We start from the raw sequence: 26,336 nt of genomic DNA, 5'->3' as shown, positions 1-26,336 counted from the left end.
TCAGTTGGCGATGACGAGGCGTTCTTTGCGGCCTTTTGAGTAGACGTCAGCGATGTAGTCGCTGCACCGCCACGCGTTGGCCATCATGGTCAGGGTCGGGTTCACACCCGTGGCGGTGGGGAAACCGGAACCGTCGACGACGAACAGGTTTTCCACTTCATGTGCCTGGCCCCATTCATTCAGGACGCTCTTGGCGGGGTCTGTCCCCATGCGGGCCGTTCCGTGCTGGTGGCAGGTGTTGCCGGTCATCTTGTCCAGATAGACGGGGACCGTCTTGCGCGCGCCGGCCGCTTCGAGAATCTCCATGTTCTTGTCCACCTGCCATTTGCCCATCGCCACGTCGTTGCTGTGCGGCCGGTGAGTGATCCGGGCAACCGGAAGCCCGAACGCGTCCTTGACGGTGGGGTCCAGATCCACACGGTTCGATTCCACCGGAAGATCGTGGAGGATCAGTCCGATCTTCATGGCGTAATTGAAGTAGTTCCTGTCCGCATCCTTCAGTGCGTCTCCCCAGCTGGGCCGGCCGGGGAAGACCCAGTTGACCGGGTGGCAGGTCTGGGAGGCGGAAATGATGCAGCCGCCAATGTGGCCGCGGTTCTCGTCCGTTTCGTAGAACTCCAGAGATCCGCCGCTGATGTAGTTCCCTGTCCAGCCGTTCAGTGGTTCGTCGATGTCTTTGTCGAAGAGACCGACGGCGAAAAGGTACTCGTGGAAGGTCGCATTCTTCCCCAGAAGTCCGCTGCCGTTGGCCAACCCGTCGGGAAACTGTGAGGACTTGGAGAGCATCATCAGGCGGGAAGACTCGATCGCGCCCAGGGCAAGGACCACCACCTTGGCATCCTGCTCGACTTCGTTGCCCTCGGCATCGATGTAGATCACACCGGTGGCCTTGCCGTCCTTGCCGAGCTTAACCTCACGGACGAAGCTCTCGGCGCGGACCTCGAAGTTGCCGGTGGCCAACGCATCCGGGATGAAGGTGGTCAGGATGTTGGAGCGGGCACCGCTGGGGTCGCCATACTGGTTCCAGAAGCTGGTCTGGTTGAACGGCTCACGGCCGTTGTGGTTGTTGGTCACCATGGCGTGCGGAATCGGGAAGGCATTGATGCCCATCTTGTTGCACGCGTCGTAGAACCGCTTCCCGTAGCGGGTGGGGCGCAGTGGCGGGCTGGGGTAGCCCTTGCTGCGGTAGGGCTCGTATTTGTCGGCGCCGGCGATGCCGGATATTCCGAAGGCCCATTCGACTTTAGTGAGGTACGGCTCCAGGTGTTCGTAGCGGAACGGCCAGTCGGCGAGGCTGGCACCGTCGACGTCCCCGTGCAGGGAGCGCATCATGAAGTCCGATTCGCGCGGACGCGGCACCCATCCGGCCCAGTGGTTGGTGCCGCCGCCGACCATCTGCGGGGTCGGCGAAAACGGAAACCGCTCGGCCTCGGCGGTCTCGTCGTAGCGGATGGTCCGGGGGAACATCTTGGGGTCCGGCCACATGTAGTCGCGGTTCACGAATTTGAGCTCGTCGCCGGAATAGTGCTCGTGTGCCCGGAGCCACGGGCCGCGGTCGAAACCGACGGTTTTGAGTCCGGCCTCGCTGAGCACTTTGGCCGCGGTGCCGCCGTTGGCACCCAGGCCAACGACAATGGCGTCAACCGGCTCGGGCTTCCTTGTGATTGACATGGTTGTTCCTCTCCATGGTGGCCGAAGTATCAGGCCGCAGTCGATTAGTTATCATGTGACCAGACCTCTTGCGAGGATCCGGTGCGGGTTGCCGGTTCGGCAACCCGCAGGTTTGTGTGCGGTTAGGGTTTTTCCAGGTAGGCGATGATGGCCCGGGTGAAGTCGGGCAGGTCTGCGGGTGTCCGGGAGGTGATGACGTTGCCGTCCTGCACCACAGCTTCGTCGACCCAGATGCCGCCGGCATTCGTGACGTCGTCGCGGATGGGGGAGTATCCGGTGGCCCGGCGTCCTTTCAGGGCGCCGGCGGAGACCAGGACCCAGCCGCCGTGGCAGATCGCTGTGACCAGCTTGCCGCTTTCGTAGATGTCGCGGACGAGGCCGATCATCTCCGGGTGAAGGCGCATGTTGTCCGGGGCGAATCCGCCCGGGACCACAACGGCGTCGAAGTCTGCCGCCGAGACCTCGCCGGCGGCAGCGTCGGCATCCATCGGGTAGCCTTCCTTGCTGCTATAGCTCTTCTTGGTGCCGCTGCCGATAACCGAAACTCGGGCGCCGGCTTCCTCAAGGCGGAGTTTGGGGTACCAGCCTTCGAGAATCTGGTATTCGTCTTCGATCAGCAAAGCGATGTGGGTTCCTGACAGGCTCATGGCTGTCCTTTCCTGGAGAGTGTCTGGTCTGGGTTCAGGCGCCTATGAGGCCGAGGACTTCGGTGCTGAGGCGCACGTCACCATGGTTTGCCTGGATGTTGCGCAACGCCTCCCAATGCTGGCCATAGCCCAGCGGCTGGTCCTCGTTCGCGGCGGGGATAGCGGCGGTGGTGTCCGCCACGGTAATGATCTTGTAGTCCTGGTTTGCTCCGTCAATGGCCGTGGCCATCTGGCAATTGCCCGTCGAAACCCCCGCGATGATCAAGGTATCCGCACCGTGGCCGCGTATGAATTCGTTCAGCGGGGTGCCGTAGAACGACGAAAAGCGGTGCTTCCGGATGACGGGTTCGCCCGGAAGCGGTTTGAGGGCATCGTCCAGCTCGTCGCCGCCGTTGCCCCAGCAACCCGGGAACTCCGTCAGGCTCTCCTGCAATCCCCACTTGGTTCGTGCGACACCGGCGTCCCAGCCGTCGGCGTGCAGTCCCCAAAGCGACCACACCACCGGGATGCCTTTGGACCGTGCCGCCTCGATGAGATTCAGAGTGGGCTGCACCGTGTCCTTGCCTTCGGGAGCTCCGCCCACACTGGGAATATACATTGCACCCCCTGGGGTCACGCAGGCTTTCTGCATGTCCAGGACGAGCAACACAGTCTTTTCCGGGTCGATGGACGGAGCGACGAAGTGCGTGCGGTCGATGACTGAATCAATGTTCGCGTAGGTGAAATCAAGAGAGGACAACGATGTCCCTTTCTTTCAGGGTCGGTGGCCGGTTGTCTGATGACCCGGTCAACTGAACTATTCCACAGGGGGTCGGACGGGTCAAGGGTTATCGGAAACTGAATTGACACTACAACTACCGGCCTCACCCTGGGAGCCCCCGGCGGTCAGCGGCGGAAACGCTGCGCCGGGCGGCAGGGCATCCGGGCCGGTCCCGGCGGGATCTCCGGCAAGGCCTTGACACCGTTTGGGAATCATGGAAGTCTTCAGACCACCTGATCACCTGCTTTCCTTGGCTTGGCCAAGTGTCTGGCAATCACCGCTCCTCAGAACGAGGATCCGGAGAGGCGCCGCCGGATCAGGTCCTGCGGCCCGCCCCCACGATGCACCGGCGACGGAGCCGTGCAAAGAAACTAGGAGGAAAATAATGTCTTCGCTCGATTACACCTACGAAAACATCGACAAGCACATCGACCGCGCCCACTGGCTCGCCCCGACGATCGACCCCAAGAAGACGATGCTGCTGGTCCTGGACATGCAGAAGGCCTGCGCAGAGCCCGGGGGTGCCATGTACATTCCCAGCATCGGCGGCGCCCCCGAGGGCAAAGACACCATTCAACCGGTCCTCAACGTGCTGGAAGCCTGCCGGGCCAAGGGCATCCCGGTGGTCTGGTCGCTGTGGGGCCTGCGCGGCGATGGCAAGGACGCCGGCTACGCGGACACAAAGTGGGGTCTGGAAGGCCAGCTGGAGAACTTTCCGGGGTCCTGGGGTAATGGCGGCGATGAGCTGGTGGCCGAACTGGTCCCTGCCGATGACGAGCCGGTCATGCGCAAGCACCGCTTTTCGTCGTTCTATGGCACTCCGCTGAACGAATACATGCGTCGGGCCGGCGCCGACACCCTGGTCATTGCCGGGTTGTCGACGGCCTGCTGCCAGATCACCACGGCAATCGACGGCGCCAACCAGGACTACAAGATCGTAGTCTTGGCCGACACAACCGCCGCCGTTCCGGCAACCGGCACCGACACTCCGCTGGGCTACGGCCAGCACTGGGAGACGCTGCGCAACATCCAGGCCCACCACGGCGACGTGCGAACCAGCATCGAATTCCTGGACCTCATCAACGCCTAGAACCAACAGCGGGGCAACCGTCCCACAGGAGGAGCAACAAATGTCACTTTCCGGAAAGCGCGTCGCGCTTCTTATCGAAGACGAATACCAGATCCTCGAAGGCTGGTACCCCAAACTCCGCCTGGAGGAAGCCGGCGCTCAGGTTTCCGTGATCGGCAGCGGAACCAAGAAGAGCTATGACTCCAAAGAGCATTACCCGATGGATGCCGACGCCGCAGCGTCCGAGGTCAGCGCAGCGGATTTCGACGCCGTCGTCGTTCCCGGAGGTTTTGCCCCCGACAACATGCGGCTGCACCCTGAAATGGTGGGGCTCGTCCGCGACGCCCACGAGTCGGGAAAGCTCGTGGCCGCCATCTGCCACGGCGGCTGGATTCTTGCCTCAGCCGGGGCGTTGAAGGACGGACGGCGCGCGACAGGCTACGCCCCTATCCGTGACGACGTCGAAAACGCCGGCGGTGTCTGGGTGGATGAGGCCGTCGTGGAAGACGGCAACGTCATCACTTCGCGCACACCGGTGGACTTGCCCGCGTTCGGTGCAGCCCTGGTCTCTTACCTCGAGCGTACCAACTAACTGATTGCAGTGGGCGGCCCTCCACGGTCCCCTCCATCCGGAGGGCCGCCACGACAGGCCAGGCCGGAGAGGCGCCGCGCCTGCGAAGCCCACGGCGCCGGCCGGCGCCCGACACCGAAGGACCGCACTATGAAGATCACAAGCGTCACAGCAACACCTTTGGGCGTTCCTCTGGATGAGGAACTCCGGTGGGGTGCCATGGCTGTCAAAGTCAAGGGGGGCATCGTCGTAAAAATCACCACCGACGAAGGCCTCGAAGGCATCGGAGAGGCCGGCTTCTCAGCCGTGTACTTCCCGACCGTCGGCCCCATCATCAACCAGCAGCTAGGCCCGATGCTCTTGGGCAAAGATCCCCGCAACATTGGAGGGATCTGGCAGGAAATGCTCAACGCCACCCACATGTGGGGCCGGCGGGGCATAGAAACCTACGCACTCAGCGGTATCGACATTGCCCTCTGGGACCTGCTCGGAAAGATTAGCAACCAGCCCGTCTACCGTCTTCTGGGGGCATCCAAATCGAAAGTCCGAGCCTACTTCGCCCCTGCACTGAAACCCACGGCCGAAATCGTGCCGGAGGTCAAGGCTGCTGTCGACAACGGGTTCACCGCCATGAAGCTTCGCGTCACCGGAGACATCAACCAGGCTGTTGAGCTGCTGGGTTCAGTCCGCGACGCGATAGGAACGGGACCCGACATCATGGTGGACGCCAACATGTCCTATGACCGCAGAGGAGCCTACGATCTTGCGCGCGAACTGGAACCGTTCGGCCTTACATGGCTCGAAGAGCCAATCCTCTCCCGCAGCCTGAGCCAGTACGTGGACGACAACACCTGGCTGGCGGACAGGATCAACATCCCCCTGGCCGGGGGAGAATCACTGCTCACCCGCTATGAATACATCGATCTGCTGAGCAGGCGCACCTTCGACTACCTCCAGCCGGACTGCACCAGCGTCGGCGGAATCACCGAGGCAAAACGTGTGGCCGACATGGCAAGCGCCTGGAATATCACATGTGTCCCTCACATCGCGTGCTCCTCCGGCACCGGCATCGCGCTGGCCGCCGGCCTGCACATGATCCTGGCCTGCGAGAACGCCCCGATGATCGAGTTTGACGCATACGGCGGCCCCGGCTGGGACGGCATGCTCACGAGCCCGCTGGAAGTCAAGGACGGATTCGTCGAGGCCCAGGACAGCCCGGGTCTGGGCGTGGAACTGAGCGCAGGGGTCTACGACGGCTTCGCGCTCACCGTCTAGGGCGCGAAACCGGCGCCCGCGCCGGGCCTTTCGGGGTGCGCGTCCGGCCATCCCGGATGCGCACCCCGAATCTTCCGCGCCCTCGTTTCTAATGAAAGGCAATGATGGAACCTTCATCTTCAACAGAACGCGCTGCCGAACGGATTCGTGCGGCCAGAATACTGCCGGTGCTGAGAACAAAGACCTCTGAAGAGTCCTACCAGATGGCTCTTCGCCTCCTCGCCCTGGGCATCGGAGCCATTGAGCTGACCACTACCACCGAGGGCTGGCAGGACGCCTTGATCCGGCTGCGCACCGAAGCCCCGGACGCCCTCGTCGGCGCCGGAACTGTCGTCAACCGTGCCGACGCTGAACGAGCCATCGAAGCCGGTGCCGGATTCCTCGTCAGCCCCTATCCTGTTCCGGCGGTCCGCTCGCTGGCGGCTGAGCGCGACATACTGTTTATCGAAGGCGGCTTCACCCCGGGGGAGCTGGCGGCGGCCACATCCAGGGGGGTGGCGAAGATTTTTCCTGCTCACGTCGGCGGGATAGCTTACCTCCGGTCAATGCTGGCCGTCCTGCCTGGCGCACGGATTATCCCCACGGGCGGAATCCCCGCTTCCGAGGCCGCACAATGGCTCGAGGCGGGCGCCTTCGCCGTCGGCGTGGGCAGCGATCTCTACTCAGATGATGGCATGGACGCCATTTCCACCCTCTTGGCTTCCGGTCCCGGGACCGGACGATGATCCGCATTGCAGCTATCGGTGAGTGCATGATTGAACTCACCCACTCAGACGAATCGACTTTGTCCATCGGTTTCGCGGGCGACACCATGAACACCGCAAGCTACCTTGCCAGATTAGGCGGGGACATGCTCCAGACCGACTACATTTCCAGGGTTGGTGATGACCGGTACAGCCTGGACATGCTGGCACGGATGAAGGCCGAAGGCATCGGAACATCGCTGGTGGAAAAGGTCCCCGGGAAGTCACCGGGACTCTATCTCATCAGGACCGATGAAGCCGGAGAGCGCAGCTTCATATACCACCGCTCCACATCCCCGGCCCGGGATCTGTTTGGTCCTGACCAGTCACTCGACGTGGATGAAACTCTCAGCTACTACGACGTCATCTATCTCTCTGCGGTTTCACTGCAGATACTCACCGATGCCGCCCGCCGCAGGCTGTGGAAAGTTTTGGACGTCGCCCGCAGGAGGGGCGGAACGGTGGTGTTCGACACCAATTACCGGCCGGCTGGCTGGGACAGCGCCGAAGCAGCGAGGCAGGCCATCGAACAGACGCTGCGACGGACCGACATAGCCTTCCCGACATTTGACGACGAACGCTTACTCTTTGGCGACAGCGACACGGGAGCCTGCGTGGAACGGCTGGCCGCGTGGGGCGTCGACGAAATCGTCGTCAAGAACGGTTCGGAGGGCTGCCTGGTCCGACGCGGGGACCTCCACGAGACCATCCCGGCCCGCGTCGTGGCCGAGGTTCTCGATACCACCGGAGCTGGTGACTCCTTCAATGCCGGATACCTTGCAGCGCGTTTCGCCGGCTCAACTCCGGTAGCGGCGGCGAAATGCGGTCACGCCCTGGCGGCCGAAGTCATCCGTTGGCCCGGTGCTGTCATTCCCTCCCAAGCAATGCCGGCACCAGCCCTGAACGGGCCGGGGTGCTGATGCGCACCAGGCAGGTCGACCTGGCCCTCCGCACTCCGGCTGATCTGGGGGAGGGGCCTTGGTGGGACGAGGAACGCAATGAACTTCTCTGGGTGGATATCTTCGCCGGCGACATTCACCGCTTCAATCCGCGCACGGGCCGGGACAGAAGCATCAACGTCGGCCAGCCAGTGGGCATGGCCGCGGTCCGGGAGGCCGGCGGCCTGGTGTGCGCGGTCCGCGACGGGATCGGATTCGTGGACGAGGACAGCGGAAACTTCACACTGGCGATCCCCGTCGAACTGGAGCGCACCGGAAACCGCATGAACGACGGCGCCTGCGATCCCGCGGGCCGCTTGTGGGTGGGCACCATGGCCACGGACCTGTCCCCGGGCAAGGGCGCCTTGTACCGGATCGGAACCGGTCTGGAAAGCACGAGGATCCTCGACGGAGTCTCGATCTCCAACGGCTTGGACTGGAGCCCGGACGGAAAGACGTTGTACCATATCGATTCGTCCACACGGCGAATCGATGCCTATGACTTCGACTTCTATTCCGGCGGACTCTCGAGGGGCCGAACCCTGGCTGAGCTTCCCGACGAAATCGCGACTCCGGACGGAATGGCGGTAGACACCGACGGCACCCTCTGGGTGGCAATGTGGGACGGCGGCTGCATCCGAAGATACAGCCCGCGGGGAGACCTTCTGGAAGTAGTGGAGTTGCCCGTCTCACGTCCGACGAGCGTAGCGTTCGGGGGAACGAACATGAACAAGCTATATGTCACGTCCGCCCGCAACGGCCTGACGAGGGATCAGCTGGCATCCGAACCGCTTGCCGGTTCATTGTTTGTGCTGGACACAGGCAGCACAGGTTTGCCGCCGCATCCGTTTCTTGGCTGACCTGAACAGGCACACTGCCCGAGGTGGACGGGCTCAGTCCGCGGATGGTGACTCCTACGGGGCCTGAAGCAATCTCCGTGGTGGATCTGACGCCGAACGGCGCTTCTTCCCCATGATTCTGGGCTTTTTGAAGCGCCGATAGCGGATCTTACGGAAACCTAGCATTACGTAATCACGCGTACCGGCGAGCACTGCCAAGGGCGAGGGAGACTTCCTCCAACATTGGCGGATTGCCATCACGAGTGGTTGGCGCACGGGAGCCGAGCCTACCTGAACCGCGGTTCCAGGAGTGCTGGAGGAGCGAGTCCAGGATCCGCAATCTTTTCGTGCCAGCGCCCGCCATGTCCGAACGCGAAGCCGCGTTCGGCGTGGGTATCCGAGGTGAGCGGTACGGACGAGCCGTTCGATCCCGATTTATGGTGACGTAATCGCTCGTCATTCCGTCTCCCGTTTACGACGTCAATTGGGTGATAGTTGCGGACTCTTAAGAGATTCTCTTAGCGTTCGTGGGTGTTTGCCTCGTTTCGGGTGCTGGCGCGGGGTTCCATTCCGATGGCTTTGTAGCATTGGTCGATTAATTCCATGGTTTGGACGGCGTCATCGCTGTCTGTGGGCATGGGGGTTCCGTGCCGGATCAGGGCGGTGAAGGCGTCCAGTTGATAGGTGTAGGAGGATCTGGTGCCCGGGTGTTCGATCCGTTGGCCGTCGGTCGTTTTTACCTCGAGGCTGTCATCGGTATGAGGGAGGATGAAATTTGCCACGGTGGCTTGTCCCTTGCTTCCGATGGCGCGGTAGGTCATTTCGGCTCGGGTCCCGTTCATATTGCATCGTGCGGTTGCGGTGATTCCGGAGGGATAGACCAGGTCAGCGTCAACCCATTCGTCTACTCCGGGCAGGCCGGTCCGTTCGGCTCCCCGGGCGTTGATGAGGGTTGGACTCCCGCCTGCCAGCGGGGCCATGGCCCGGATGGCGTGGAGGCTGTAGCAGCCCAGGTCCATGAGTGCTCCGCCCGCCAGTGGCAGTGACCACCGGGGGTCTTCGGGTGGCGGGGGCGGAATCATCACCATGGTTTCCACGCGCTGGAGTTCGCCGAGTTCCCCGGAGGCGACCAGTTCGTGGAGTCTCTTTGTGACGGGGTGGTAGAGATAGTGGAAGCCGTCGACGACCTTGACGCCCGTGCGTTTGCCTGCGTCACGCACATCTCTGGCCTCTGCCGCGTTTGCGGCGAAGGGTTTCTCTGACAGGACGTGTTTTCCTGCGGCGATGGCTGCCAGGTTCCATCGTGCGTGCAGCGAGTTGGCCAGCGGGTTGTAGACCGCTTCGATCTCCGGGTCGTTGACAAGATCTTCGTAGGAGCCGAGTGCCCGTTCCACGCCGTATCGGTCGGCAAAGTCCTGTGCCCGGTCCCGGTCTCGGGCTGCGACGGCCACCAGCCGGGCACCTGTCAGCCTGGCAGATTCAATGATGGATGTCGGGCTAACGCGGGACGCTCCCAGGATGCCGATACGCAGCGGTGCTTCTTCTGGATCCATCTGTGGGGTCCTTTCTGGTTTCTGATGTCGCCTTCGCCCCGCCGTCTGTCACAGCGCGTCCCGGCCGGTGAGCTACTGCTTGAAGGCGGCGTCGAAGGAGGTGTTGGAGGCGGGGAAGTCGAACTTTTTGAGGGCAGCGAGGGCCTCGGGGGCGCCGTGGAGGCGGTCCATGCCGGCGTCTTCCCATTCGACGGAGATGGGACCGTCGTAGCCGATCGCGGTGAGGGCGCGGAAGGAGGATTCCCAGGGCACGTCGCCGCGTCCGGCGGAGACGAAGTCCCAGCCGCGGCGCGGGTCGCCCCAGGGCAGGTGCGAGCCCATGACGGTGTTCCGGCCGGTGGGGCGGAGCTTGGTGTCCTTGCAGTCCACGTGGTAGATCCGGTCCTTGAAGTCCCAGATGAAGGAGACCGGGTCGATGCCCTGCCACATGAAGTGGGACGGGTCCCAGTTCAGGCCGAAGGCTTCGCGGTGCCCGATCGCCTCGAGGGTCCGGACGGTGGTCCAGTAGTCGTAGGCGATTTCGGAGGGGTGGACTTCGTGGGCGAAGCGGACCCCGCATTCGTCGAAGACGTCCAGGATGGGGTTCCAGCGATCCGCGAAGTCCTGGTAGCCGGCCTCGATGACTTTCTCCGGGACGGGCGGGAACATCGCCACGTACTGCCAGATAGAGGACCCGGTGAACCCGACCACGGTGTCCACGCCCAACGCTCGCGCGAGCCGGGCGGTGTGTTTCATTTCCTCGGCGGCGCGCTGGCGGACGCCCTCGGGGTCCCCGTCGCCCCAGACCTTGGCTCCGACGATGGCCTCGTGGCGGAAGTCGATGGGGTCATCGCAGACGGCCTGGCCCTTGAGGTGGTTGGAGATGGCCCAGACCTTCAGGTTGTACTTCTCCAGGACGGCGAGCTTGGATTCGACGTAGCCGGGTTCGTCCCAGCGCCAGGCATCGAGATGGTCCCCGGAGACGGCGATTTCCAGGCCGTCATAGCCCCAGCCGGAGGCCAGGCGGGCAACTTCCTCGAACGGCAGGTCGGCCCACTGGCCGGTGAACAGGGTGTACGGGCGGGGCATTCTTCTTCTCCTTGGCTTTACAGGATTGTCCGGCTTGGGGCGGACCGCCGGTTTCGGGTCGGCCCGTCCGGCTCAACGGTTGTCAGTCGGACATGGCAGCGCTTGCTGCCATGTCGGATTTCCCTTCTTGAGGTCCGGAAACTGCAGATCGGGGTACGGCCAGGAAAATACCCGCCATTGCCGCTGCAGACCCCGGACCATGTGCTGGGCCCGTTCAGAGGGCTTGGGCCTTTTTCATGCAGTCCCTGACGTAGGCGTCGGACGTGCGAAGGTGTTCGCCGATTTTTTCGAAGCTCCATCCCTGCGTTCCGTGGCATTTGAGGCTGGCCACGCCTTCATACCCGACCCTGCGCAGCGTTCCCAGCATTACGGAATGGTCAAGCGTTCCGTCAGGGCGCGGGAGTTGCTGGTCGGCGGGACCGAAGTTCAGCCCGTCTGTGCCGTGGCGGTAGGCCCGGTCGATGTCCCAGATGTAGTAGTAGAAGAGCCGCTTGCGTTCGGCGAGGAACGTGATCGCTTCGCTGATGGTGTCCTGCATCACCCACAGGTGCGGGGGAGCGATGCAGACGCCGAGGTAGGGGTCGTCGATGTCGCGGATGAGCCGTTTCATCTGGGCGAGGGTGTCCACGCCTTCGTCCCAGCGCTGGTCTTCGTTGGCACCGGATTCGAAATCGGCGGCGAACGGCACGGTGAGATGGTTTTCGACCGCGATCCGGACTCCGCGGCGCGCTCCTGCTTCGACGATGGGCGGCAGGAAGGTGGAGACGAAGTCGGGGTAGTTGGCTTCGCAGTCGAAGATGAGGGTGTCGATTCCGAGGTCCGCGGCGAAATCGACGCGTTCCAGGATCTCTTCCTGGGTCTTTCCGTAGACGGTGAGGCCGCAGGGTTTGACCCCGTATTTGTCCAGCACTCCGAGAATTTTGCCGGGGTCATCTCCAGGGTTGACGTGGTGGGCCAGCGGCGCGGCGGAGGACCAGAGGTTGACTTCCTTGAAGCCGATGTCGGCAAGGTCGCGGATCGAGTCTTCGAAGCCGTGGTCGTGGTAGGGGACAAGCTCGGCGGCATATCTGAACATGGGTTCTCTCCTTGGTAGGGTCTGACGGGGTTTACCAGACGAAGACGGCTTTTTCGGTTTCGCGCTGGTCGAAGGCGCGGAAGGCTTCCTCGGCCTGATCGATGGAAAAGTCGTGGCTGATGAGCTTTTCGACCGGGATTTTCTGGCCGATGACGAGACGGACGATTTCTTCCCAGTCGCTGATGGGGAAGTACCAGCCGCCGACGACGGTGAGCAGTTTTCTGAGCATCTGGTCGCTGGGGTTGATCTGCGTGGCCCGCGACTCACCGACGAACGCGACTGCGCCTAGCTTGGCGGCGGCGTCCAGGGCCGAGTTCTGCCCGGCGGGGTTGCCGGAACAATCGATGCAGACGTCCGCTCCGCGGCCCTGGGTGAGGTCCCGGATCTGTTGGACGGCGTCGGCTGTCGTGCTGTTGATGACGGCGTCCGCGCCGAGCGAGCTGGCCTGTTCGAGCCGGTGGTCGATGACGTCGACGGCGATGACGCGGGCGCCGAAGGCCTTGCCGATGAGTACCGCGGCGGATCCCATTGGCCCCATGCCGAAAACGGCGACTGTTTTTCCGCCGGCCACGCCGAGCTGCTTCTGCACGTGGTACTGGCTGCCGACCATGTCGGTCATCACCGCCCCGGCGCGGAAGCTGAGTTCGTCGGGGAGCTGAAGACAGTTGCGTTCGGGCAGGACAAAGTACTCGGCGTCACCGCCGTGGACGTCGAACCCAAAGCATTTCCACTGGTCACACAGCATCATGTAGCCGCTGAGGCAGTACTCGCAGAATCCGCAACCCACGGCGAGGTAGCCGGCGACACGGTCGCCTTCCTTGACGTGGGTCACGGCGTTACCGACCTTGACGACTTCGCCGGCTGCCTCGTGCCCGGGTATCACCGAGCCGTGGCCGGCACCTTCGCCGCCGACGATCGGGGTCCCGTAGTAGATGCTCATGTCGCTGCGGCAGATCGCGGAGGCACGGGTCCGCACCAGCACCTCATGCGGTCCCGGCTCCGGGATGTCGCGTTCCACGACGGTGACTCTTTTGTCACCGGGGAGGATGACTGCTTTCATCTTTTCTTCTCCAATACTCATTTACTTGACTGCACCGAAGGTGAGCCCGGCGACCATCTGGCGGCGCAGCACGACCATGAGGACCAGGATGGGCGCGACGATCAGGGTCGCGGCCGCGGTGATATTGCCCCAGTCCGTGCCGTACATGCCGGTGAACTGCTGCAGGCCCACCGGAGCGGTCTTGGCCCCGCTGCGGGTCAGGGACAGGGCGAACAGGAATTCGTTCCAGGACAGGACGATGGTCAGTACGGCGGCCGTCGCGACGGACGGCACGAGCAGGGGCCAGATGATCCGGCGGAGGACCTCCCATGTTGAGGCCCCGTCGACCATTGCGGCTTCCTGGATCTCATAGGGCAGCTGCAGGATCGAACTGCGCAGGATCCACACCACGATGGGCAGGTTGAAGGCAGCGTACGGGATGATCAGGGCCGGGTACGTATCCATGAGCCCGAGCTTGCCGGCGAAGACGAAGACCGGGATGACGGCGACGATGGGCGGGAACATGTAGGTCGACAGGATCCAGGATGAGAGCCCCTTGCGGGCCCGGAAATCCCTCATGGTCAGGGCATATGCGGCCGGGACCCCCACGACGATGGCCAGCGCGGTCGCACCGAGACTGACGATTGCACTGTTGGTGAGCAGCTGACCGAAGCTTTCGGATTTACCGCCGCCGGCTGAGAGTACGGAGGCGTAGTTATCCAGAGTGGGCTGGAAGATCCAGGCTGGAGGGATCTGGTTGGCGATCCCGGCCGGTTTGATGGAGGTGATGAACATGAACAGCAGCGGCACGAGGCCGACCAGGAGCCATGCCCACAGAAAGGTACGTCCGACGATGACGCGTGCCACGGCACCGCCGCGGCTGGTTGATGATGTCGTTGTCATTACATTTCCTCAGGGTCTGACCGGCGGCCGATGATCCGCAGCATGAAGGGGATAAGGAGCGAGAGGATGATCAGGAAGACCACGCCCAGGGCGCAGGCGAGACCGACGTTGAAGCTTTGAAGGCCGACGCGGAATATGCCCAGGTTGATGATTTCGGTGGACTCACCGGGACCGCCGCCGGTCAGGATCTTGAAGGAATCGAAGGTCTTGAAGGCCTGGATGGTCCGCAGCACGGCCGCGATGGCAATGAACGGAACCATGGCCGGGAAGGTGATGTGCCGGAACATCTGCCATGGGGTCGCTCCGTCAACCATCGCTGCTTCTCGGGGTTCCCCCGGCAGGGACTGAAGGCCGGCCATCAGGATCAGGGCGACGAACGGGGTCCACTGCCACATGTCGAGAATGACCAGGACGATCCATGCCGATGTCGGATCACCGAGCAGGTCGATGCCTTTGGGAAATCCGAAGACGCCGAGGTAGTAGCCTACCCACCCGTAGTTGGGGTTCAGCAGCTGCTTGAACACCATGGCCGCGACCGCGGGGGTTACGGCGAACGGCAGCAGCATGAGCGCGGCCCCGACTTTGTTGGCGCGGGTCTGGGCCGCGAGCGGGAGTGCCAGGGCGAAGCCCAGGATCATCTCCAGGATCACCGCGACCGCAACGAAGCCGAATGTGATCAGGAATGCGTGCTGGACCGAGGCGTTGGTGACCGCCGTGATGAAGTTATCCAGTCCGACGAATTTGCCCACGCCCCCAAGGATCTTGTCGTTGCGGAAGGCCGAGTAGAAGATAAAAATGGCCGGGGCCACGGTCATCAGTAGCAGGACAAACATGGCCGGGGCCATGTAGATCCACGGGGTCGAACGTTTTTTCCACGTCAGCTGCTTCCTGCCGTGCGGGCCGGCCGTGGCACGGCCGGCCGCGCGGCGGGAAGCGTCAACCGTCAAGGTCGCATCCAATGGTGCGGCGGTTGCTTTCATAATCGATACTCCTTGGGCGACCTTGAGCGGTCCGATGGGTTAGTAGCCGGCCGATTTAAGGAGGGCCGAGACCTTCTCTGACGCGGACTTGAGGGCGTCCGATGGCGAGGAAGCGCCTGTTGCGGCGTTGTTCACCGCGACGGCCACCTCGTGACTGACTTCGGTGTAGTTGGTCAACCGTGCACGGCCCACGCCTTCTGCGAGGGATTTTCCGAGGGTGTCGTAGAAGGGTGTGAGGGGGTTATCGCTCTTGATGCCGGCAAAGACGGAGGTCCGGCTGGGGTGCAGGGACTTGGCGGTCATCGTCGTTTGCTGCTCGGCGGCGGTCAGCCAGCTGATTCCCTGGTAAGCCCATTCCTTGTTCTTGGAATTCTTGTTGACGCTCAGCATCCAAGTCCCGAAGTGGGGTCCGGCGGCCTTCGCGCTGGGCACCGGGGCGTAGCCGATCGTGCCGCCCTTGACGTTGTCACCGAGCTTGAGGTCGTGGTAATTGATCGTCATGGCGGTCAGCCCGCTGCCGAACGATTCGGCAGTTGTACCCCAGTCCGCTGACGTGCTGCCCGGGGGGACATGTCCGCTTTGCGCCAGCTTGGCGTAGTAGGCCAGTGCCTGGGTTCCTTCGGGGGTGTCGAACGTGGGCTTGCCGTTCTGGTCGGCCAGGGTCCCGTCTCCGCCGAAGGAGGCGAGCAGGGTCTTGAAGTCATCGGTGGCCCAGTCGCCGACGCCTGCCATGACCGTGGTGCCGTAGAGCTTCTTGTCAGGCTGGGTGAAGAACTCCGCCACCTGGGCATAGTCGTCCCAGGTCTTCGGGACCGCGAGGTCCTTGCCGTACTTGGCCTTGAAGTTCGCCTTCTGGACCGGGTCGTTGAACAGGTCGCTGCGGTAGGCCATGACGGCCACGTTCGACTGGATCGGCATCCCGTACACGTCGAATCCGGCGTTCTTTATCGCGGATGCGTCGGGCTTGGCCGTTGGATCCGGGTAGCGTTTGATCGGGGAATCGGCGTTGTAGACGGCCGTGTCGTAGAACACCTTGGGGATGAAGTCGCCCACGTTGGACTGCGGCCCGTCAGGGTTCAGGGCCCCGTTCTCGAGGTACTGGCTCAGGGGTTCGAGGTTCTGTACCAGGGCCGGCGCCCATGGGGTGTCGACGACGACGATGTCGTAGTAGCTGCTGCTGGAAGCGAACTCGGAGAAGACCTTCTGCTGCAGCGCGTCGTACGGCTGGTTGTCGATCTTCAGATCGATGCCGAACTTTTCCTTGAACTGCGGCACCAGCGACGCGACGGCGGCGCTGTTGGCTTCATCGGTGGTGTAGAGCATCCGCAGCTCTGCCGGTTTGGCAGCCGCGGTATTGGGTGCTGATGACCCACCCGTGCATGCGGTTGCCAAGAGGGTTACTGTGAGCGCGGCTCCCAAGCCCGCTACGATGCGAGATCGCTTGACGCGATCGAGAGATTGGATCATCCTATTGCCTTTCCTTAAGGGTTTATAAAGAGGACTTACGCCCGGTCAATTCCGGGTACTTCGGGGAACGTCTTGCATGCCGCCCTCCCAGGCGGAGCGTTGGACAGCGGCGGTAAGCCGGGCAGCCCGCAGGCGCTGGCGGACGCCCTCGGGGTTCCCGTCGCCCCAGACCTACGTGCCGACTTCTTGGCGGAAGCCAATGGGGTCATCGCAGACGGCGTAGCTCTCGAGATGGTCGGAGATGGCCCAGACCTTCAGGTTGTGCTTCTCCAGCACGGCGAGCTTGGACTCGATGTAGCCGGGTTCGTCCCAGCGCCAGGCGTCCAGGTGGTCCCCGGACGCGGCGATTTCCGGGCCGTCATGGCCCCATCCGGTGGCGAGCCGGGCCACTTCCTCGACGTGGCAGGTCGGCCCACTGGCCGGTGAACAGGGGATAGGGGCGTGGCATGTCAGGCTTCTTTAACGGTGGCTAACGACTTATGTTCAACGGCGGTGAGCGTGCTCTTGTTATTGGCTGATTTCTCGACGGCGGCAAGGATGCGTTGCACCTGCAGCCCTTCTTCGAACGATGGCGACGGAGCGGCGCCGGTGTCGATGGCCACCAGGAAGTCGCGGATCTGGTGGGTGAAGGTGTGTTCCCAGCCGATGATGTGCCCCTGCGGCCACCAAGCTTCAAGGTAGGGGTGTTCGGGTTCGTTGACCAGGATCCGCCGGAACCCCTGCTCCCACACCGGGGTGGTGGCGTCGAGGAAGTTTAGTTCGTTGAGGTTTTCGAGGTCGAATGTCAATGACCCGAGTGAGCCATAGACCTCGAGCCGAAGACTGTTTTTCTGCCCTGTGGCCACGCGGGAGGCCTCTACCGAGGCGCTGATGTTACCCGTCATCCCTAGGGTGGCCCATGCGGCATCGTCGACCGTCACTTCTTCCGGACCGTTGGGGCCGGGCCGCTCTGCGACGAACGTCCTCAACGTGCCGGTCACCTCAGTCACAGCTTGACCGGTGAGGTGCTGGACCTGGTCGATGGCATGGGAGGCGATGTCCCCCAGTGCGCCGGAGCCGGCGGTTTCCTTCCGCAGCCGCCAGGTCATGGGAGCCTGGTCATCGGCGAGCCAGTCCTGAAGATACGATGCCCGGACGTGCCGGACGGTGCCGAGCCGGCCCTCCGCGATCAGTTCCCGGGCCAGGGCAAGGGCGGGCACACGGCGGTAGTTGAACCCGACCATGGACTGCACCCCGCATGCACGGGCTGCTGCTGCGGCAGCCGTCATGGCCTCGGCTTCGGCGATTGTGTTGGCGAGGGGTTTTTCGACAAGGACGTGCTTGCCCGCGTCGAGCGCGGCGATGGCGATTTCGGCGTGCATCCAGCCTGGAGCGCAGATGTCCACGATGTGGATGTCGTCCCTGGCGATCACCGCGCGCCAGTCTGTCGCGGATTCGGTCCAGCCATACTTTTTTGCGGCTTCGGCTACCTGTCCGGCGTCCCGGCCCACGAGGACTTTCTGCTCGAAGGCCGGGACGTTGAAGAAGCTGGCGACGTTCCGCCAGGCGTTCGAGTGGGCCTTGCCCATGAACGCGTAACCGATCCCCGCCACGCCCAGGGGTTTGCTCGGATTGGTCCGGTAGGACATGATTTTTGTTCTTTCTGGAATAGTGATGGGCTTGGTCGTTGGTGAGCTTGCACTGGCCACAGTTCACGGCGACAGGACTAAGGGAATTGGCCCGTTGCCAGGCCTCCTCCGAATGAGCGTTCGGCGGCCATGAGGCAGCGCAGGATGGGGGAGGGGCTGGTCCCTGGGGTAACGGGAGGAGGACGGGCGGCCCGCACCCCTCCCCCGGTGCTTACTTCGCGGTTGTGGCGAGATCGGCGACCATTGGCACGTCGACCCAGACGCCCTTGTCGGCAGAGGCCATGATCGCGTCGTCGATGAGCGCCGTCTGATAACCGTCGGCGAAGTTCGGGCTCACGCTGCCGCCTTCGGCGATGGCTTTGAAGAAGTCGTGTGCTTCGATGATTTTGGTTTCGCCGTAGCCGATGCCCAGGGCCGGGATGGGCCAGAGGCCGTCCCCGTAGGGGTGGGACGGTCCGGTATAGACGGTCCGGAACCCGCGCCGGTCGTTCTGGTCGGAAGCGAAGCAGACCTGGAGTTCGTCGCGGCGTTCGTAGTTGAAGGCGATGCTGCCTTCGGTGCCGTGTATTTCGAAGGTGATGAAGTTGTTGCGGCCGTAGGCGTTGCGGGTCGCCTCGATGGAGCCGATGGCGCCGTTGGCGAAGCGGACCATGGTCATGACCTCGTCGTCGACGTCGACCTCTCCGCGGGGCCCTTCGCCGCCCCGGATGTTCCCCAATGCGTCGGAGCCTCCGGTCTGTAGCGGGCGTTCGGGGATCCAGGTCGAGAGGACTGAGTTCACGGAGGAGAACTCGCCTACAAGGTAGCGGGCCATGTCCACGACATGGGTGGCGATGTCGCCGAGGGCTCCGGAGCCGGCGATGTTCTTCTGGAAGCGCCAGGAAAGGGGGGAGTTGGGGTTCGCGGACCAGTCCTGGAGGTATGTGCCGCGGAAGTTGAGGATTTGCCCGATGGCGCCTTCTTCGATGTATTTCTTGGCCAGGGCGACGGCGGGGGTGCGGCGGTAGTTGAAGGCGACCATGTGGACGATGTCGGCGTCCTTGACCGCGTCGTACATGGCCTTGGACTCTTCGCCGGTGCGGGCGAGGGGCTTTTCGCAGATGATGTGCTTGCCGGCCTGCGCGGCGGCGATGGCGATCTCGGCGTGCAGGTGGTTGGGGGTGGCGATGTCGACGACGTCGATGGCCGGGTCGTCGATGATCCGGCGCCAGTCGGCGGTGGAGTGTTCGAAGCCGAAGCGGCGGGCGGCCTCTGCCGCGAGTTCGTCGGTGGCTTCAGCGATGGTGTGGCGGACGGGCAGGGCCGGGGCGGGCCAGAAGAACATGGGCATGGCGGAGTAGGCCAGGGAGTGGGCCTTGCCCATGAAGCCGCCTCCGATGAGGCCGACGTTGAGGTTTTTCACGATGGTGTTCCTTTTCTGAAATGCGTGTGGGGGAGGGGTGTTAGGGGAGGAGTTCTTCGAGGTATCGGCGGCTGATCTCGGCGGCAGAGCGCGGGTCGCCGTCGTACTCGTCGAGTTCGACCATCAGCCAGCTGTCGTAGCCGCTCTCACTGATGGCTTGGACGATGTCCGGGAAGTCGAGTTCTCCCTGCCCCAGGGGCAGGAAGGCGAAGGGATCCTTCCGCAAGTCCTTGAGGTGGACGTGGCGTATGCGGTCCGGGTATTTGCGGATGAGGGCGGCCGGGTCGCCGCCGCCGGCGGCAAGATGGGCGGTGTCCGGGCAGAAGCCGATGCGGGTCAGGCCCATCAGCCGGTCCAGCTCGTCGGGGTTCTCGACGATCGTCGTGAGGTGGGGATGGTAGCTGGCGGAGAGACCGGCGGACTCGGCGATGTCGGTGACCCTGTCCAGGGACTCCCCGAGCCGGCGGTAGTCCTCGTCCGTGGTGCCGGTGGCGCGCCGGGCGCCGCCTCCTACGACGAGGCGCTCGGCCCCGAAGGTCGCAGCGAGCTCGGCGGCGCGCTGGATGCGGTGCAGCTCGTCGGGCAGGATGTCAGCGTAGATGAAGTTTCCGCCGGTGTAGACGCTGGCGAGGGTGACGCCGGCCTCGTCGAGGATGCTGCGGAGTTGCTCGGGCTTGTCGGCGTATTCGGCGAGGTTGCCGTCGAACATCTCCACGCCCTCGTAGCCGGCGGCTGCGATGTCCTTGATCGCCCTGTCCATCGGACCGTGGGTCATGTAGAAGAGGTCTTTAATGCTGGTCACCCCTACCGGGTGGCCTACGACGCCACCCCAGGTGATGGTGGAGTATCCGAGTTTCATGCTGAGGCCTTTCAGATAAGTCAAGAGAAGACGGGTTGGTTACGGGGCCGGTGGCGCTGGCAATTGTGCTGGCCACGGCTATTTCTTCCGGGCGAGGGCGACGGCCAGGATGATGATGGCGCCGCGGACCACCTGCTGCTGGCTGCTGTCGAGACCGGCCAGGATCAGTCCGTTGTTGATCAGGCCAATTAGGAGGGCGCCGAAAAGAGTGCCGATGATGGAGCCGAATCCGCCGAAGAGGCTTGTCCCGCCGAGGATGACCGCGGCGATGGCGGAGAGCTCATCGCCCGATCCCCACTGGAAGCGGCCGGACTGAAGGCGGCCGGCGTACAGCATGCCGGCAACGCTCGCGACCGTGCCCGAGATGAGGAGCACCTGGAATTTGATGCGTTTGGTGTTGATGCCGGTGAACTCCGCGGCGTTGCGGTTACCGCCGGTGGCGAGGACCTGTCGGCCGAACTTTGTGCGGTTCAGCACCACGGCGCCGATGGCAACGAAGATTGCGCTCCAGACGACCAGGCCCGGTACTGGACCGAAGTCACCGGATCCGAACAGCATGTTGAAGGTGTCATTCAGGATCGGCTGGGGGGCCGAGGCCGTGATCCACTGGGCGACTCCGGCAGCGATACCCAGCATGCCGAGTGTCACCAGGAAAGAGGGGATGCCAAGGAGACTGACCAGTGCACCGTTGATGGACCCGACCACGAGTCCGACGGCGAGGCCGGCGAGGATGCCGGGAACCAGGCCCCACTGGGACAACGCCATTGCCGTGCAGACGCTGGACAGTCCGGCCACCGATCCAACGCTCAGGTCGATTTCTGCGCAGGAGATGACGTAAGTCATCCCCACGGCGATAACGGTGATCGTGGCCGTCTGCCGGAAGATATTGAGCAGGTTCTGTGGGGACAGGAAGCCCTGGTCACGCAGCAGAATGGCGAAGAAAATGAAGACGACGACGAAACCGATGTAGATGACGTAGCGCCGCCAGTCGAGCTCTTTTAGCATGGTGCCGAAATTGCGGGGTGCCGCGGTGTCGCGGGGGGTGATGGTGTTTGCGTTGCTCACTGTTCAGACTCCCTGGACTGCAAGTTGAAGATATTCCTCGTCAGCGATCTCGCTGCGGGGGATGTCACGGATGACGGAGCCGTCCTTGAGGACGAGGACGCGGTCACTGACTGCGAGTAGTTCGGGGTACTCGGAGGAGATGACGATGACGGCTTTGCCGGCGCTGGCGAGATCGCGGATCATGTCCAGGATTTCGCTCTTAGTACCGATATCGACGCCGGCGGTCGGTTCGTCCAGGATCAGGATGTCTGGATCGGTGCCCAGCCACTTGGCGATGACCACCTTCTGTTGGTTGCCGCCCGAAAGCAGGCGCACGGGGCGGTGGGGATGGGCGACCTTGACCGCGAACTTTTTGATGAGGGACGACGACAGTTCCTTGCCCTTGGCGGAGTCCAGAAGGGGTCCCCGCCTGATCTGGCCAAGCAAAGGCAGCAGCAGGTTGTCTCGGACGGAGTGGTCCAGGACGAGGCCTTGGGCCCGGCGGTCCTCGGGGATGAGGGCGACACCGGCATCGATGGCCTGCTGCGGGGAGCTCAGGTTGATTTTCTCCCCCCGGATGAGGATCTCGCCGCTGTCTCGGCGGTCGATGCCGAAGAGTGCGCGGGCCAGTTCGGTGCGACCGCTACCCATTAGACCGGCCAGGCCCAGGATCTCACCGGGTCGGAGCGAGAAGGAGATGTCCCTTACCCGCGGCCCGGCGTTCAGCCCGCGGACCTCCAGCAGGGGTGCTCCCTCGTGGACCACGTGGTCCCGCTCGCGGTAGGCAAGCTGGCCCTCGATCTTTTTGCCGACGATGCCTTCCACGATCTGTTCGGGTGTCACATCGGTCAGCGGCTCGGTAAGGAGTCGGCGGCCGTCGCGCAGGATGGTGATCCGGTCGGCCAGCCGGTACACCTCGTCCATGCGGTGGGAGATGTAGATAATTGAAATGCCGCGCTGCTTGAGACGGTCTATCAGTTCGAAGAGCGCTTCGGACTCGTGCCGGGCAAGGCTGGCGGTGGGTTCGTCCATGATGAGCACCTGGGCGTTTTGCGAGAGTGCCTTGGCGATCTCGGTCAACTGCCAGTAGGCCGTGCCGAGCCGGGAGACTTCGGCACGGGGGTCGACGGTTACCTCCATCTCGGCGAAGACCTCCTTGGCCCGCCGCTCCGAGGCGCGGTCGTCGATGAGGCCGCCCGCCCCGAGCGGCTCAGCGGCAAGGAAGATGTTCTGAGCGACAGTCAGGCTCGGCACGAGGCTGAATTCCTGGAAGACCATCCCGATGCCGGCGGACTTCGCGTCCTGAATCGAGTTGATGGCGACCGGTTTTCCTCCAATGAGGATCTCGCCGGCGTCTGCCTGATAGACGCCTTGGAGGATTTTCATAAGGGTGGACTTCCCGGCCCCGTTGCCTCCTGCGAGGGCGTGGACCTCGCCCTTCCGGACGTCGAAGCTGACATCCTTCAGGACTGAAACGCCGTTGAAGCCCTTGGAAATCGAGCGCATCTCGACGACATTGTCTGCGGTGTTCATTGTTGCCCTTTCGGGACAGTGGGGGAGGGTGGGTGCCCCCGCCGTCGGGTCTGGCTACTTTTTGTAGGACTCTTGAATGTCCTTCGGAGCGTCCTCGTGGTAAACCTGCTTCCAGGCTTCGAGGACGTTGGAATGGTCAACGGGGAGTGCACTCAGCGCCACATATGCCGGCGCTGCTTTCCCGATGAGCGCTCCTGCGGCCAGCCTGGCTTCCGTAACGCCTTGGTCGAACGGAACCTGGGCCCCGAGGCCGACGATGAGTTGGTCTTTGGCCAAGGCGATAGCGACGTTCTTGCCAAGGTCCTCCGTGGCGATCTTCAAATCCTGTCGGCCTGCAGCACGGGCTGCGGCCATGACACCTTCTGCGGGGACGTCCCAGACCGCCCAGATGCCCGACAGGTCGGCATACTTGCTCAGCATGGCGTTCGCAGCGGCCTGGGCGTCCCCGGCGAAGTCCGGCCCGGCGATGCCCTTCTCCTCGACGATCTTGATCTCGGGGTACTCCTTGGTGATCGTTTCCTTGAATCCCTGGTAGCGCTGCTTGGTCACGAAGAAGTCGGCCTGGTGGAAGACAAGTCCGATCTTCCCCTTGCCACCGATGGCCTTGGCCATTTGGTGGGCGGAAACGACACCGTTGCCGTAATTGTCGGCAGAGACAACGGAGACGTAGTCCTTGCCGGCAGTCAGCCCCTGGGGAATGTTGTCCATGAAGACGAGCTTGGTGCCGGCGGCCGCGACTTTCTTGTAGGCGGAGGCCGTTGCCACGGGGTCCGTGGGGATGGAGACGATGACGTCGGGGTCCTGCGTCATGACAGTCTCGAGATCCGAAACCTGCTTGTCCGGCTTGAAGTTCGCATCGGTTGTGGCGATGACCTTGATACCGAGTTTTTCGAATTCGCTCTTTAGCCCGTTGGTTTGGGCGGTCGCCCAGTCGTTGCCGCCGTAGTGCATGACGATTGCCGCCTTGGCGTTGAGTGCCTTGACCTTCTCGATCTCGGCGGGTGTCAGATCTGCAACGGATGACGGAGAGGGCGTCTCGCCGTTGGGGCCCTTGCTCAGGACCTGTCCCTTGATCTTGTCAAGGGCCTGCTGGGCCTTCTCGGATACTCCTGCATCGGGAGCGTTTGAGGTTCCCGTTGTCGAACTGCTGCAGGAAGCGACGGAAAGTGACAGGGCTGCGGCCAAAGCCACGATGGGAAGCCTGCGGATCATCATTGTTCTCCAGTGCTTGTGAGTGGATGGATAGGTCGGAAGGTGGTGGCGGATCAGGCCAGGGCTATGGCGAGGGCAGGGGGAACCGGCGACAGGACGAGCCCGCTGGCGGCGGCGGCCGTGCGGATAGCAGCGGCCTTGTCTGACGCCGTCAGGATCGCCTCCGCCTGCGCTTTGTCGACGAAAAGGCCCAGGGAGCACGGTCCGTGATGGGATTGAACCCACCGAACCGCCTCGCCTGCCGCCTTGGTCATTTCAGCGCCGGCTGTCTCGGTGACCGAGCCGTCAATGGTTGAGAGTGACGTCGGCGCGCCTGATTGGTCGACAGAGACCACCAGGCTCGCCCAAAGGAGATTGTCATCAAAGACGCCGACGACAGCCGACGAGCCTGCGGGTACGAAGGTGCGGACAGCAGCTGCGAGATCATCACGTGCTGCGTCCGTCACGAGCATTTCCAAATTGGCCCACTGGGCGGGGTCAATATTTCGAATGCCAACGCTGGGATCGAGTAAAAGTGCATCGACGATGGTGTTGCTCATGCCGTTCCCTCTTCGTTGAAGTTCGCCTCCGTGAACGTTTACGACGGTACCGTGAACGTTTACGCTCCAAATCGTAAACGTTTACGGAGGTTTGTGTCAAGCATCACGCCACGGGCCGGTTTGAGGTTCAGTAAGCGTCCGGCGACGTAAGATTAAGGACGCACGGAACGACCGCGGACCCGGCCCGGCCAGTGCAGGACAGGAGAGCAAGTGAGAGCAACAGCGATCCCCCGCGAGGCGAAAGAGGGGCTTCCAGACGCTTCCTTGCGGCGGAAGCCGACTATCAACGATGTGGCGCAAATCGCCGGCGTCTCGTTCGGGACTGTCTCGCGAGTCCTCAACAACGCACCGGACGTCAGCGCTTCAACTCGCGAGCGGGTTCTGCAGATCGTTAAAGACATCGGGTACCGGCGGAATCGGGCCGCGACCGCGCTGGTCACCAGCCGGTCAACTTCCATCGGCATACTCTCGGACGGCTCGCCACGATTCGGCCCTGTCGGGACACTCATGGCCCTTGAAAACATTGCGCGTAAGAAGGGCTACGCCACAACCGTCATCAGTGTCGAAAAACCCTATGAAGAGTCTGTGCAAGCCGCCCTCGACACCCTGGACGATACCGGCGTCGGGGGGATCATAGTCATCGCACCTCTCGTCGACATGGCAGCAGCTGTCTGGAATGCCTCATGCCGTGTACCAGTGGAGATGATTGCGGCCGGCGCATCATCAACTCCAAACGTCTTCACATACTCAGAAAATCAGGAGCTCGGAGCGAGGCTGGCCACGCAGCACCTCATAGACCTGGGCCACACCGATATCGCCCACTTCGCCGGCTCTATGGACTGGTTCGACGGACGCGTACGCAAGCGCGGCTGGGAGGCCGCGCTTCGTGATGCCGGACTTGCACCAGGACTGTGCATCGAGGGCGACTGGAGCCCCAAATGGGCTTACGAGACCGGCCTCCAGCTCGTCCGGGAGGGAAGGATCCCTCAGGCGATCTTCGCAGCCAGCGACCATACCGCCCTCGGGCTTATTCGCGCTTTCGCCGAAAATGGCGTACGCGTCCCGGACGATGTAAGTGTCGTCGGATTCGACGACATCGAAGGGTCAGACTATTTCCTACCTCCCCTGACCACTGTGCGCCAGGACTTCACGGCACTGGCACTCATGAGCACGGAGGTGCTTCTCGGCGCCATGGAAGGCCGGGACGTGGACCGCACACCGATTACGCCGACGCTCGTAGTACGCAACAGCTCGACCCGCGCCACCAGCCACAGCACTTCACCAACAGACACATGAAATGTCTCCAAACAAAGTGTGGACGGCATGGCTGTGGCTCGTCGATCAGGGCTACTCGGCCCATGAGCAGCCTCTGCCCCGCCTGAAGCGATTGCTACAGCCTTGAAACTCGACAAGAGCTGATGCTCAGCAAAGATTGTGCAGACGCTGCCTGCACGCATTGACGACCAGTGCGCAGCTGCGGCAGCCTGATGCCGGTTGCGGTGTGCCCGGCACTAGGTAGCC

24 protein-coding genes and 1 pseudogene are annotated in these 26,336 nt (G+C 63.1%); 7 read left to right on the top strand and 18 right to left on the bottom strand.

Annotation, left to right across the window (positions count from 1 at the left end; translation table 11 throughout):
- The 3 genes from PV761_RS15430 to PV761_RS15420 all read right to left on the bottom strand — a co-directional run bounded on the left by PV761_RS15430 (position 1) and on the right by PV761_RS15420 (position 3,057).
- On the bottom strand, positions 1–1,671 hold the full coding sequence (locus PV761_RS15430) for a GMC family oxidoreductase (RefSeq protein WP_347898018.1): 1,671 nt from the start codon (positions 1,669–1,671) through the stop codon (positions 1–3).
- A 122-nt stretch (positions 1,672–1,793) separates the two neighbouring features.
- Positions 1,794–2,318 (bottom strand): type 1 glutamine amidotransferase domain-containing protein, encoded by a 525-nt coding sequence (locus tag PV761_RS15425; protein WP_056343416.1) that lies wholly within the window; start codon positions 2,316–2,318, stop codon positions 1,794–1,796.
- 34 nt (positions 2,319–2,352) lie between these two features.
- Complete coding sequence (locus tag PV761_RS15420; RefSeq protein WP_347898015.1) at positions 2,353–3,057, bottom strand: isochorismatase family cysteine hydrolase; 705 nt, start codon at positions 3,055–3,057, stop codon at positions 2,353–2,355.
- Positions 3,058–3,463: 406 nt separating this feature from the next.
- Here PV761_RS15420 and PV761_RS15415 point away from each other — a divergent pair, with 406 nt between their 5' ends.
- The 6 genes from PV761_RS15415 (at position 3,464) to PV761_RS15390 (ending at position 8,534) form a co-directional block, all read left to right on the top strand.
- Positions 3,464–4,168 carry an isochorismatase family cysteine hydrolase gene (locus PV761_RS15415; RefSeq protein ID WP_347898013.1) on the top strand — a complete coding sequence of 235 codons (705 nt, stop codon included), beginning with the start codon at positions 3,464–3,466 and terminating at the stop codon, positions 4,166–4,168.
- Between the two features lie 40 nt (positions 4,169–4,208).
- Complete coding sequence (locus PV761_RS15410; RefSeq protein ID WP_056343424.1) at positions 4,209–4,739, top strand: type 1 glutamine amidotransferase domain-containing protein; 531 nt, start codon at positions 4,209–4,211, stop codon at positions 4,737–4,739.
- Between the two features lie 129 nt (positions 4,740–4,868).
- Positions 4,869–5,993 carry a mandelate racemase/muconate lactonizing enzyme family protein gene (locus PV761_RS15405; RefSeq protein WP_347898011.1) on the top strand — a complete coding sequence of 375 codons (1,125 nt, stop codon included), beginning with the start codon at positions 4,869–4,871 and terminating at the stop codon, positions 5,991–5,993.
- Between the two features lie 101 nt (positions 5,994–6,094).
- Positions 6,095–6,718 (top strand): bifunctional 4-hydroxy-2-oxoglutarate aldolase/2-dehydro-3-deoxy-phosphogluconate aldolase, encoded by a 624-nt coding sequence (locus PV761_RS15400; RefSeq protein ID WP_347898009.1) that lies wholly within the window; start codon positions 6,095–6,097, stop codon positions 6,716–6,718.
- Positions 6,719–6,744: 26 nt separating this feature from the next.
- The gene (locus tag PV761_RS15395) at positions 6,745–7,656 is read left to right on the top strand and encodes a sugar kinase (protein WP_347898007.1); all 912 of its coding nucleotides are present in this window, start codon (positions 6,745–6,747) and stop codon (positions 7,654–7,656) included.
- Positions 7,656–8,534 carry an SMP-30/gluconolactonase/LRE family protein gene (locus PV761_RS15390; RefSeq protein ID WP_347898005.1) on the top strand — a complete coding sequence of 293 codons (879 nt, stop codon included), beginning with the start codon at positions 7,656–7,658 and terminating at the stop codon, positions 8,532–8,534. The genes PV761_RS15395 and PV761_RS15390 overlap by 1 nt, the downstream gene beginning before the upstream one ends.
- 497 nt (positions 8,535–9,031) lie before the next feature.
- Here the strand turns inward: PV761_RS15390 and PV761_RS15385 are convergent, their stop codons facing one another.
- From PV761_RS15385 to PV761_RS15315, 15 genes and pseudogenes are all read right to left on the bottom strand, one after another.
- Entirely contained in the window at positions 9,032–10,066 is a 1,035-nt protein-coding gene (locus PV761_RS15385) for a Gfo/Idh/MocA family oxidoreductase (protein ID WP_347898003.1), read from the bottom strand.
- A 72-nt stretch (positions 10,067–10,138) separates the two neighbouring features.
- Positions 10,139–11,134 (bottom strand): sugar phosphate isomerase/epimerase family protein, encoded by a 996-nt coding sequence (locus PV761_RS15380; RefSeq protein ID WP_347898001.1) that lies wholly within the window; start codon positions 11,132–11,134, stop codon positions 10,139–10,141.
- Between the two features lie 214 nt (positions 11,135–11,348).
- Positions 11,349–12,209: a TIM barrel protein gene (locus PV761_RS15375; protein ID WP_347897999.1), complete on the bottom strand. Its 861-nt coding sequence runs from the start codon at positions 12,207–12,209 to the stop codon at positions 11,349–11,351.
- Between the two features lie 31 nt (positions 12,210–12,240).
- On the bottom strand, positions 12,241–13,290 hold the full coding sequence (locus tag PV761_RS15370; protein ID WP_347897997.1) for a zinc-binding dehydrogenase: 1,050 nt from the start codon (positions 13,288–13,290) through the stop codon (positions 12,241–12,243).
- The gene (locus PV761_RS15365) at positions 13,291–14,151 is read right to left on the bottom strand and encodes a carbohydrate ABC transporter permease (protein ID WP_347897995.1); all 861 of its coding nucleotides are present in this window, start codon (positions 14,149–14,151) and stop codon (positions 13,291–13,293) included.
- Positions 14,151–15,131: a sugar ABC transporter permease gene (locus tag PV761_RS15360; protein WP_347897993.1), complete on the bottom strand. Its 981-nt coding sequence runs from the start codon at positions 15,129–15,131 to the stop codon at positions 14,151–14,153. Before PV761_RS15360 ends, PV761_RS15365 begins: the two co-directional genes overlap by 1 nt.
- 39 nt (positions 15,132–15,170) lie before the next feature.
- Positions 15,171–16,523: an extracellular solute-binding protein gene (locus PV761_RS15355; protein WP_347897991.1), complete on the bottom strand. Its 1,353-nt coding sequence runs from the start codon at positions 16,521–16,523 to the stop codon at positions 15,171–15,173.
- A gap of 249 nt (positions 16,524–16,772) precedes the next feature.
- A pseudogene (locus tag PV761_RS15350) lies at positions 16,773–17,046 on the bottom strand (sugar phosphate isomerase/epimerase); the annotation flags it as partial.
- A gap of 1 nt (position 17,047) precedes the next feature.
- Positions 17,048–18,226 carry a Gfo/Idh/MocA family oxidoreductase gene (locus PV761_RS15345; RefSeq protein WP_347897989.1) on the bottom strand — a complete coding sequence of 393 codons (1,179 nt, stop codon included), beginning with the start codon at positions 18,224–18,226 and terminating at the stop codon, positions 17,048–17,050.
- A gap of 211 nt (positions 18,227–18,437) precedes the next feature.
- A complete protein-coding gene (locus tag PV761_RS15340) occupies positions 18,438–19,628 on the bottom strand; it encodes a Gfo/Idh/MocA family oxidoreductase (protein WP_347897987.1) in 1,191 nt (396 codons plus the stop codon).
- 40 nt (positions 19,629–19,668) lie between these two features.
- The gene (locus PV761_RS15335) at positions 19,669–20,487 is read right to left on the bottom strand and encodes a sugar phosphate isomerase/epimerase (RefSeq protein ID WP_347897985.1); all 819 of its coding nucleotides are present in this window, start codon (positions 20,485–20,487) and stop codon (positions 19,669–19,671) included.
- Between the two features lie 78 nt (positions 20,488–20,565).
- Positions 20,566–21,552, bottom strand: a complete 987-nt coding sequence (locus tag PV761_RS15330) for an ABC transporter permease (RefSeq protein ID WP_028272328.1) — start codon at positions 21,550–21,552, stop codon at positions 20,566–20,568.
- Between the two features lie 3 nt (positions 21,553–21,555).
- The gene (locus tag PV761_RS15325; protein ID WP_347897983.1) at positions 21,556–23,064 is read right to left on the bottom strand and encodes a sugar ABC transporter ATP-binding protein; all 1,509 of its coding nucleotides are present in this window, start codon (positions 23,062–23,064) and stop codon (positions 21,556–21,558) included.
- 54 nt (positions 23,065–23,118) lie between these two features.
- Positions 23,119–24,279, bottom strand: a complete 1,161-nt coding sequence (locus PV761_RS15320; RefSeq protein ID WP_347897981.1) for a substrate-binding domain-containing protein — start codon at positions 24,277–24,279, stop codon at positions 23,119–23,121.
- Positions 24,280–24,329: 50 nt separating this feature from the next.
- The gene (locus PV761_RS15315; protein ID WP_347897979.1) at positions 24,330–24,815 is read right to left on the bottom strand and encodes a hypothetical protein; all 486 of its coding nucleotides are present in this window, start codon (positions 24,813–24,815) and stop codon (positions 24,330–24,332) included.
- Positions 24,816–25,025: 210 nt separating this feature from the next.
- Between PV761_RS15315 and PV761_RS15310 the strand changes: the two genes are divergently transcribed.
- Entirely contained in the window at positions 25,026–26,111 is a 1,086-nt protein-coding gene (locus tag PV761_RS15310; protein WP_347897977.1) for a LacI family DNA-binding transcriptional regulator, read from the top strand.
- Positions 26,112–26,336 lie beyond the last annotated feature (225 nt).

Source organism: Arthrobacter sp. CC3, assembly GCF_039907775.1.
In the GTDB taxonomy this organism is placed as follows: Bacteria; Actinomycetota; Actinomycetes; order Actinomycetales; family Micrococcaceae; genus Arthrobacter.
This window is presented reverse-complemented; position numbering and strand designations above follow the sequence as displayed.

Excerpts from the sequence above, each read along its gene's own strand:
- PV761_RS15430 (WP_347898018.1), bottom strand. The coding sequence starts at position 1,671 with ATGTCAATCACAAGGAAGCCCGAGCCGGTTGACGCCATTGTCGTTGGC.
- PV761_RS15425 (WP_056343416.1), bottom strand. The coding sequence starts at position 2,318 with ATGAGCCTGTCAGGAACCCACATCGCTTTGCTGATCGAAGACGAATAC.
- PV761_RS15415 (WP_347898013.1), top strand. The coding sequence starts at position 3,464 with ATGTCTTCGCTCGATTACACCTACGAAAACATCGACAAGCACATCGAC.
- PV761_RS15410 (WP_056343424.1), top strand. The coding sequence starts at position 4,209 with ATGTCACTTTCCGGAAAGCGCGTCGCGCTTCTTATCGAAGACGAATAC.
- PV761_RS15405 (WP_347898011.1), top strand. The coding sequence starts at position 4,869 with ATGAAGATCACAAGCGTCACAGCAACACCTTTGGGCGTTCCTCTGGAT.
- PV761_RS15400 (WP_347898009.1), top strand. The coding sequence starts at position 6,095 with ATGATGGAACCTTCATCTTCAACAGAACGCGCTGCCGAACGGATTCGT.
- PV761_RS15395 (WP_347898007.1), top strand. The coding sequence starts at position 6,745 with ATGATTGAACTCACCCACTCAGACGAATCGACTTTGTCCATCGGTTTC.
- PV761_RS15390 (WP_347898005.1), top strand. The coding sequence starts at position 7,656 with ATGCGCACCAGGCAGGTCGACCTGGCCCTCCGCACTCCGGCTGATCTG.
- PV761_RS15385 (WP_347898003.1), bottom strand. The coding sequence starts at position 10,066 with ATGGATCCAGAAGAAGCACCGCTGCGTATCGGCATCCTGGGAGCGTCC.
- PV761_RS15380 (WP_347898001.1), bottom strand. The coding sequence starts at position 11,134 with ATGCCCCGCCCGTACACCCTGTTCACCGGCCAGTGGGCCGACCTGCCG.
- PV761_RS15375 (WP_347897999.1), bottom strand. The coding sequence starts at position 12,209 with ATGTTCAGATATGCCGCCGAGCTTGTCCCCTACCACGACCACGGCTTC.
- PV761_RS15370 (WP_347897997.1), bottom strand. The coding sequence starts at position 13,290 with ATGAGTATTGGAGAAGAAAAGATGAAAGCAGTCATCCTCCCCGGTGAC.
- PV761_RS15365 (WP_347897995.1), bottom strand. The coding sequence starts at position 14,151 with ATGACAACGACATCATCAACCAGCCGCGGCGGTGCCGTGGCACGCGTC.
- PV761_RS15360 (WP_347897993.1), bottom strand. The coding sequence starts at position 15,131 with ATGAAAGCAACCGCCGCACCATTGGATGCGACCTTGACGGTTGACGCT.
- PV761_RS15345 (WP_347897989.1), bottom strand. The coding sequence starts at position 18,226 with ATGTCCTACCGGACCAATCCGAGCAAACCCCTGGGCGTGGCGGGGATC.
- PV761_RS15335 (WP_347897985.1), bottom strand. The coding sequence starts at position 20,487 with ATGAAACTCGGATACTCCACCATCACCTGGGGTGGCGTCGTAGGCCAC.
- PV761_RS15325 (WP_347897983.1), bottom strand. The coding sequence starts at position 23,064 with ATGAACACCGCAGACAATGTCGTCGAGATGCGCTCGATTTCCAAGGGC.
- PV761_RS15320 (WP_347897981.1), bottom strand. The coding sequence starts at position 24,279 with ATGATGATCCGCAGGCTTCCCATCGTGGCTTTGGCCGCAGCCCTGTCA.
- PV761_RS15315 (WP_347897979.1), bottom strand. The coding sequence starts at position 24,815 with ATGAGCAACACCATCGTCGATGCACTTTTACTCGATCCCAGCGTTGGC.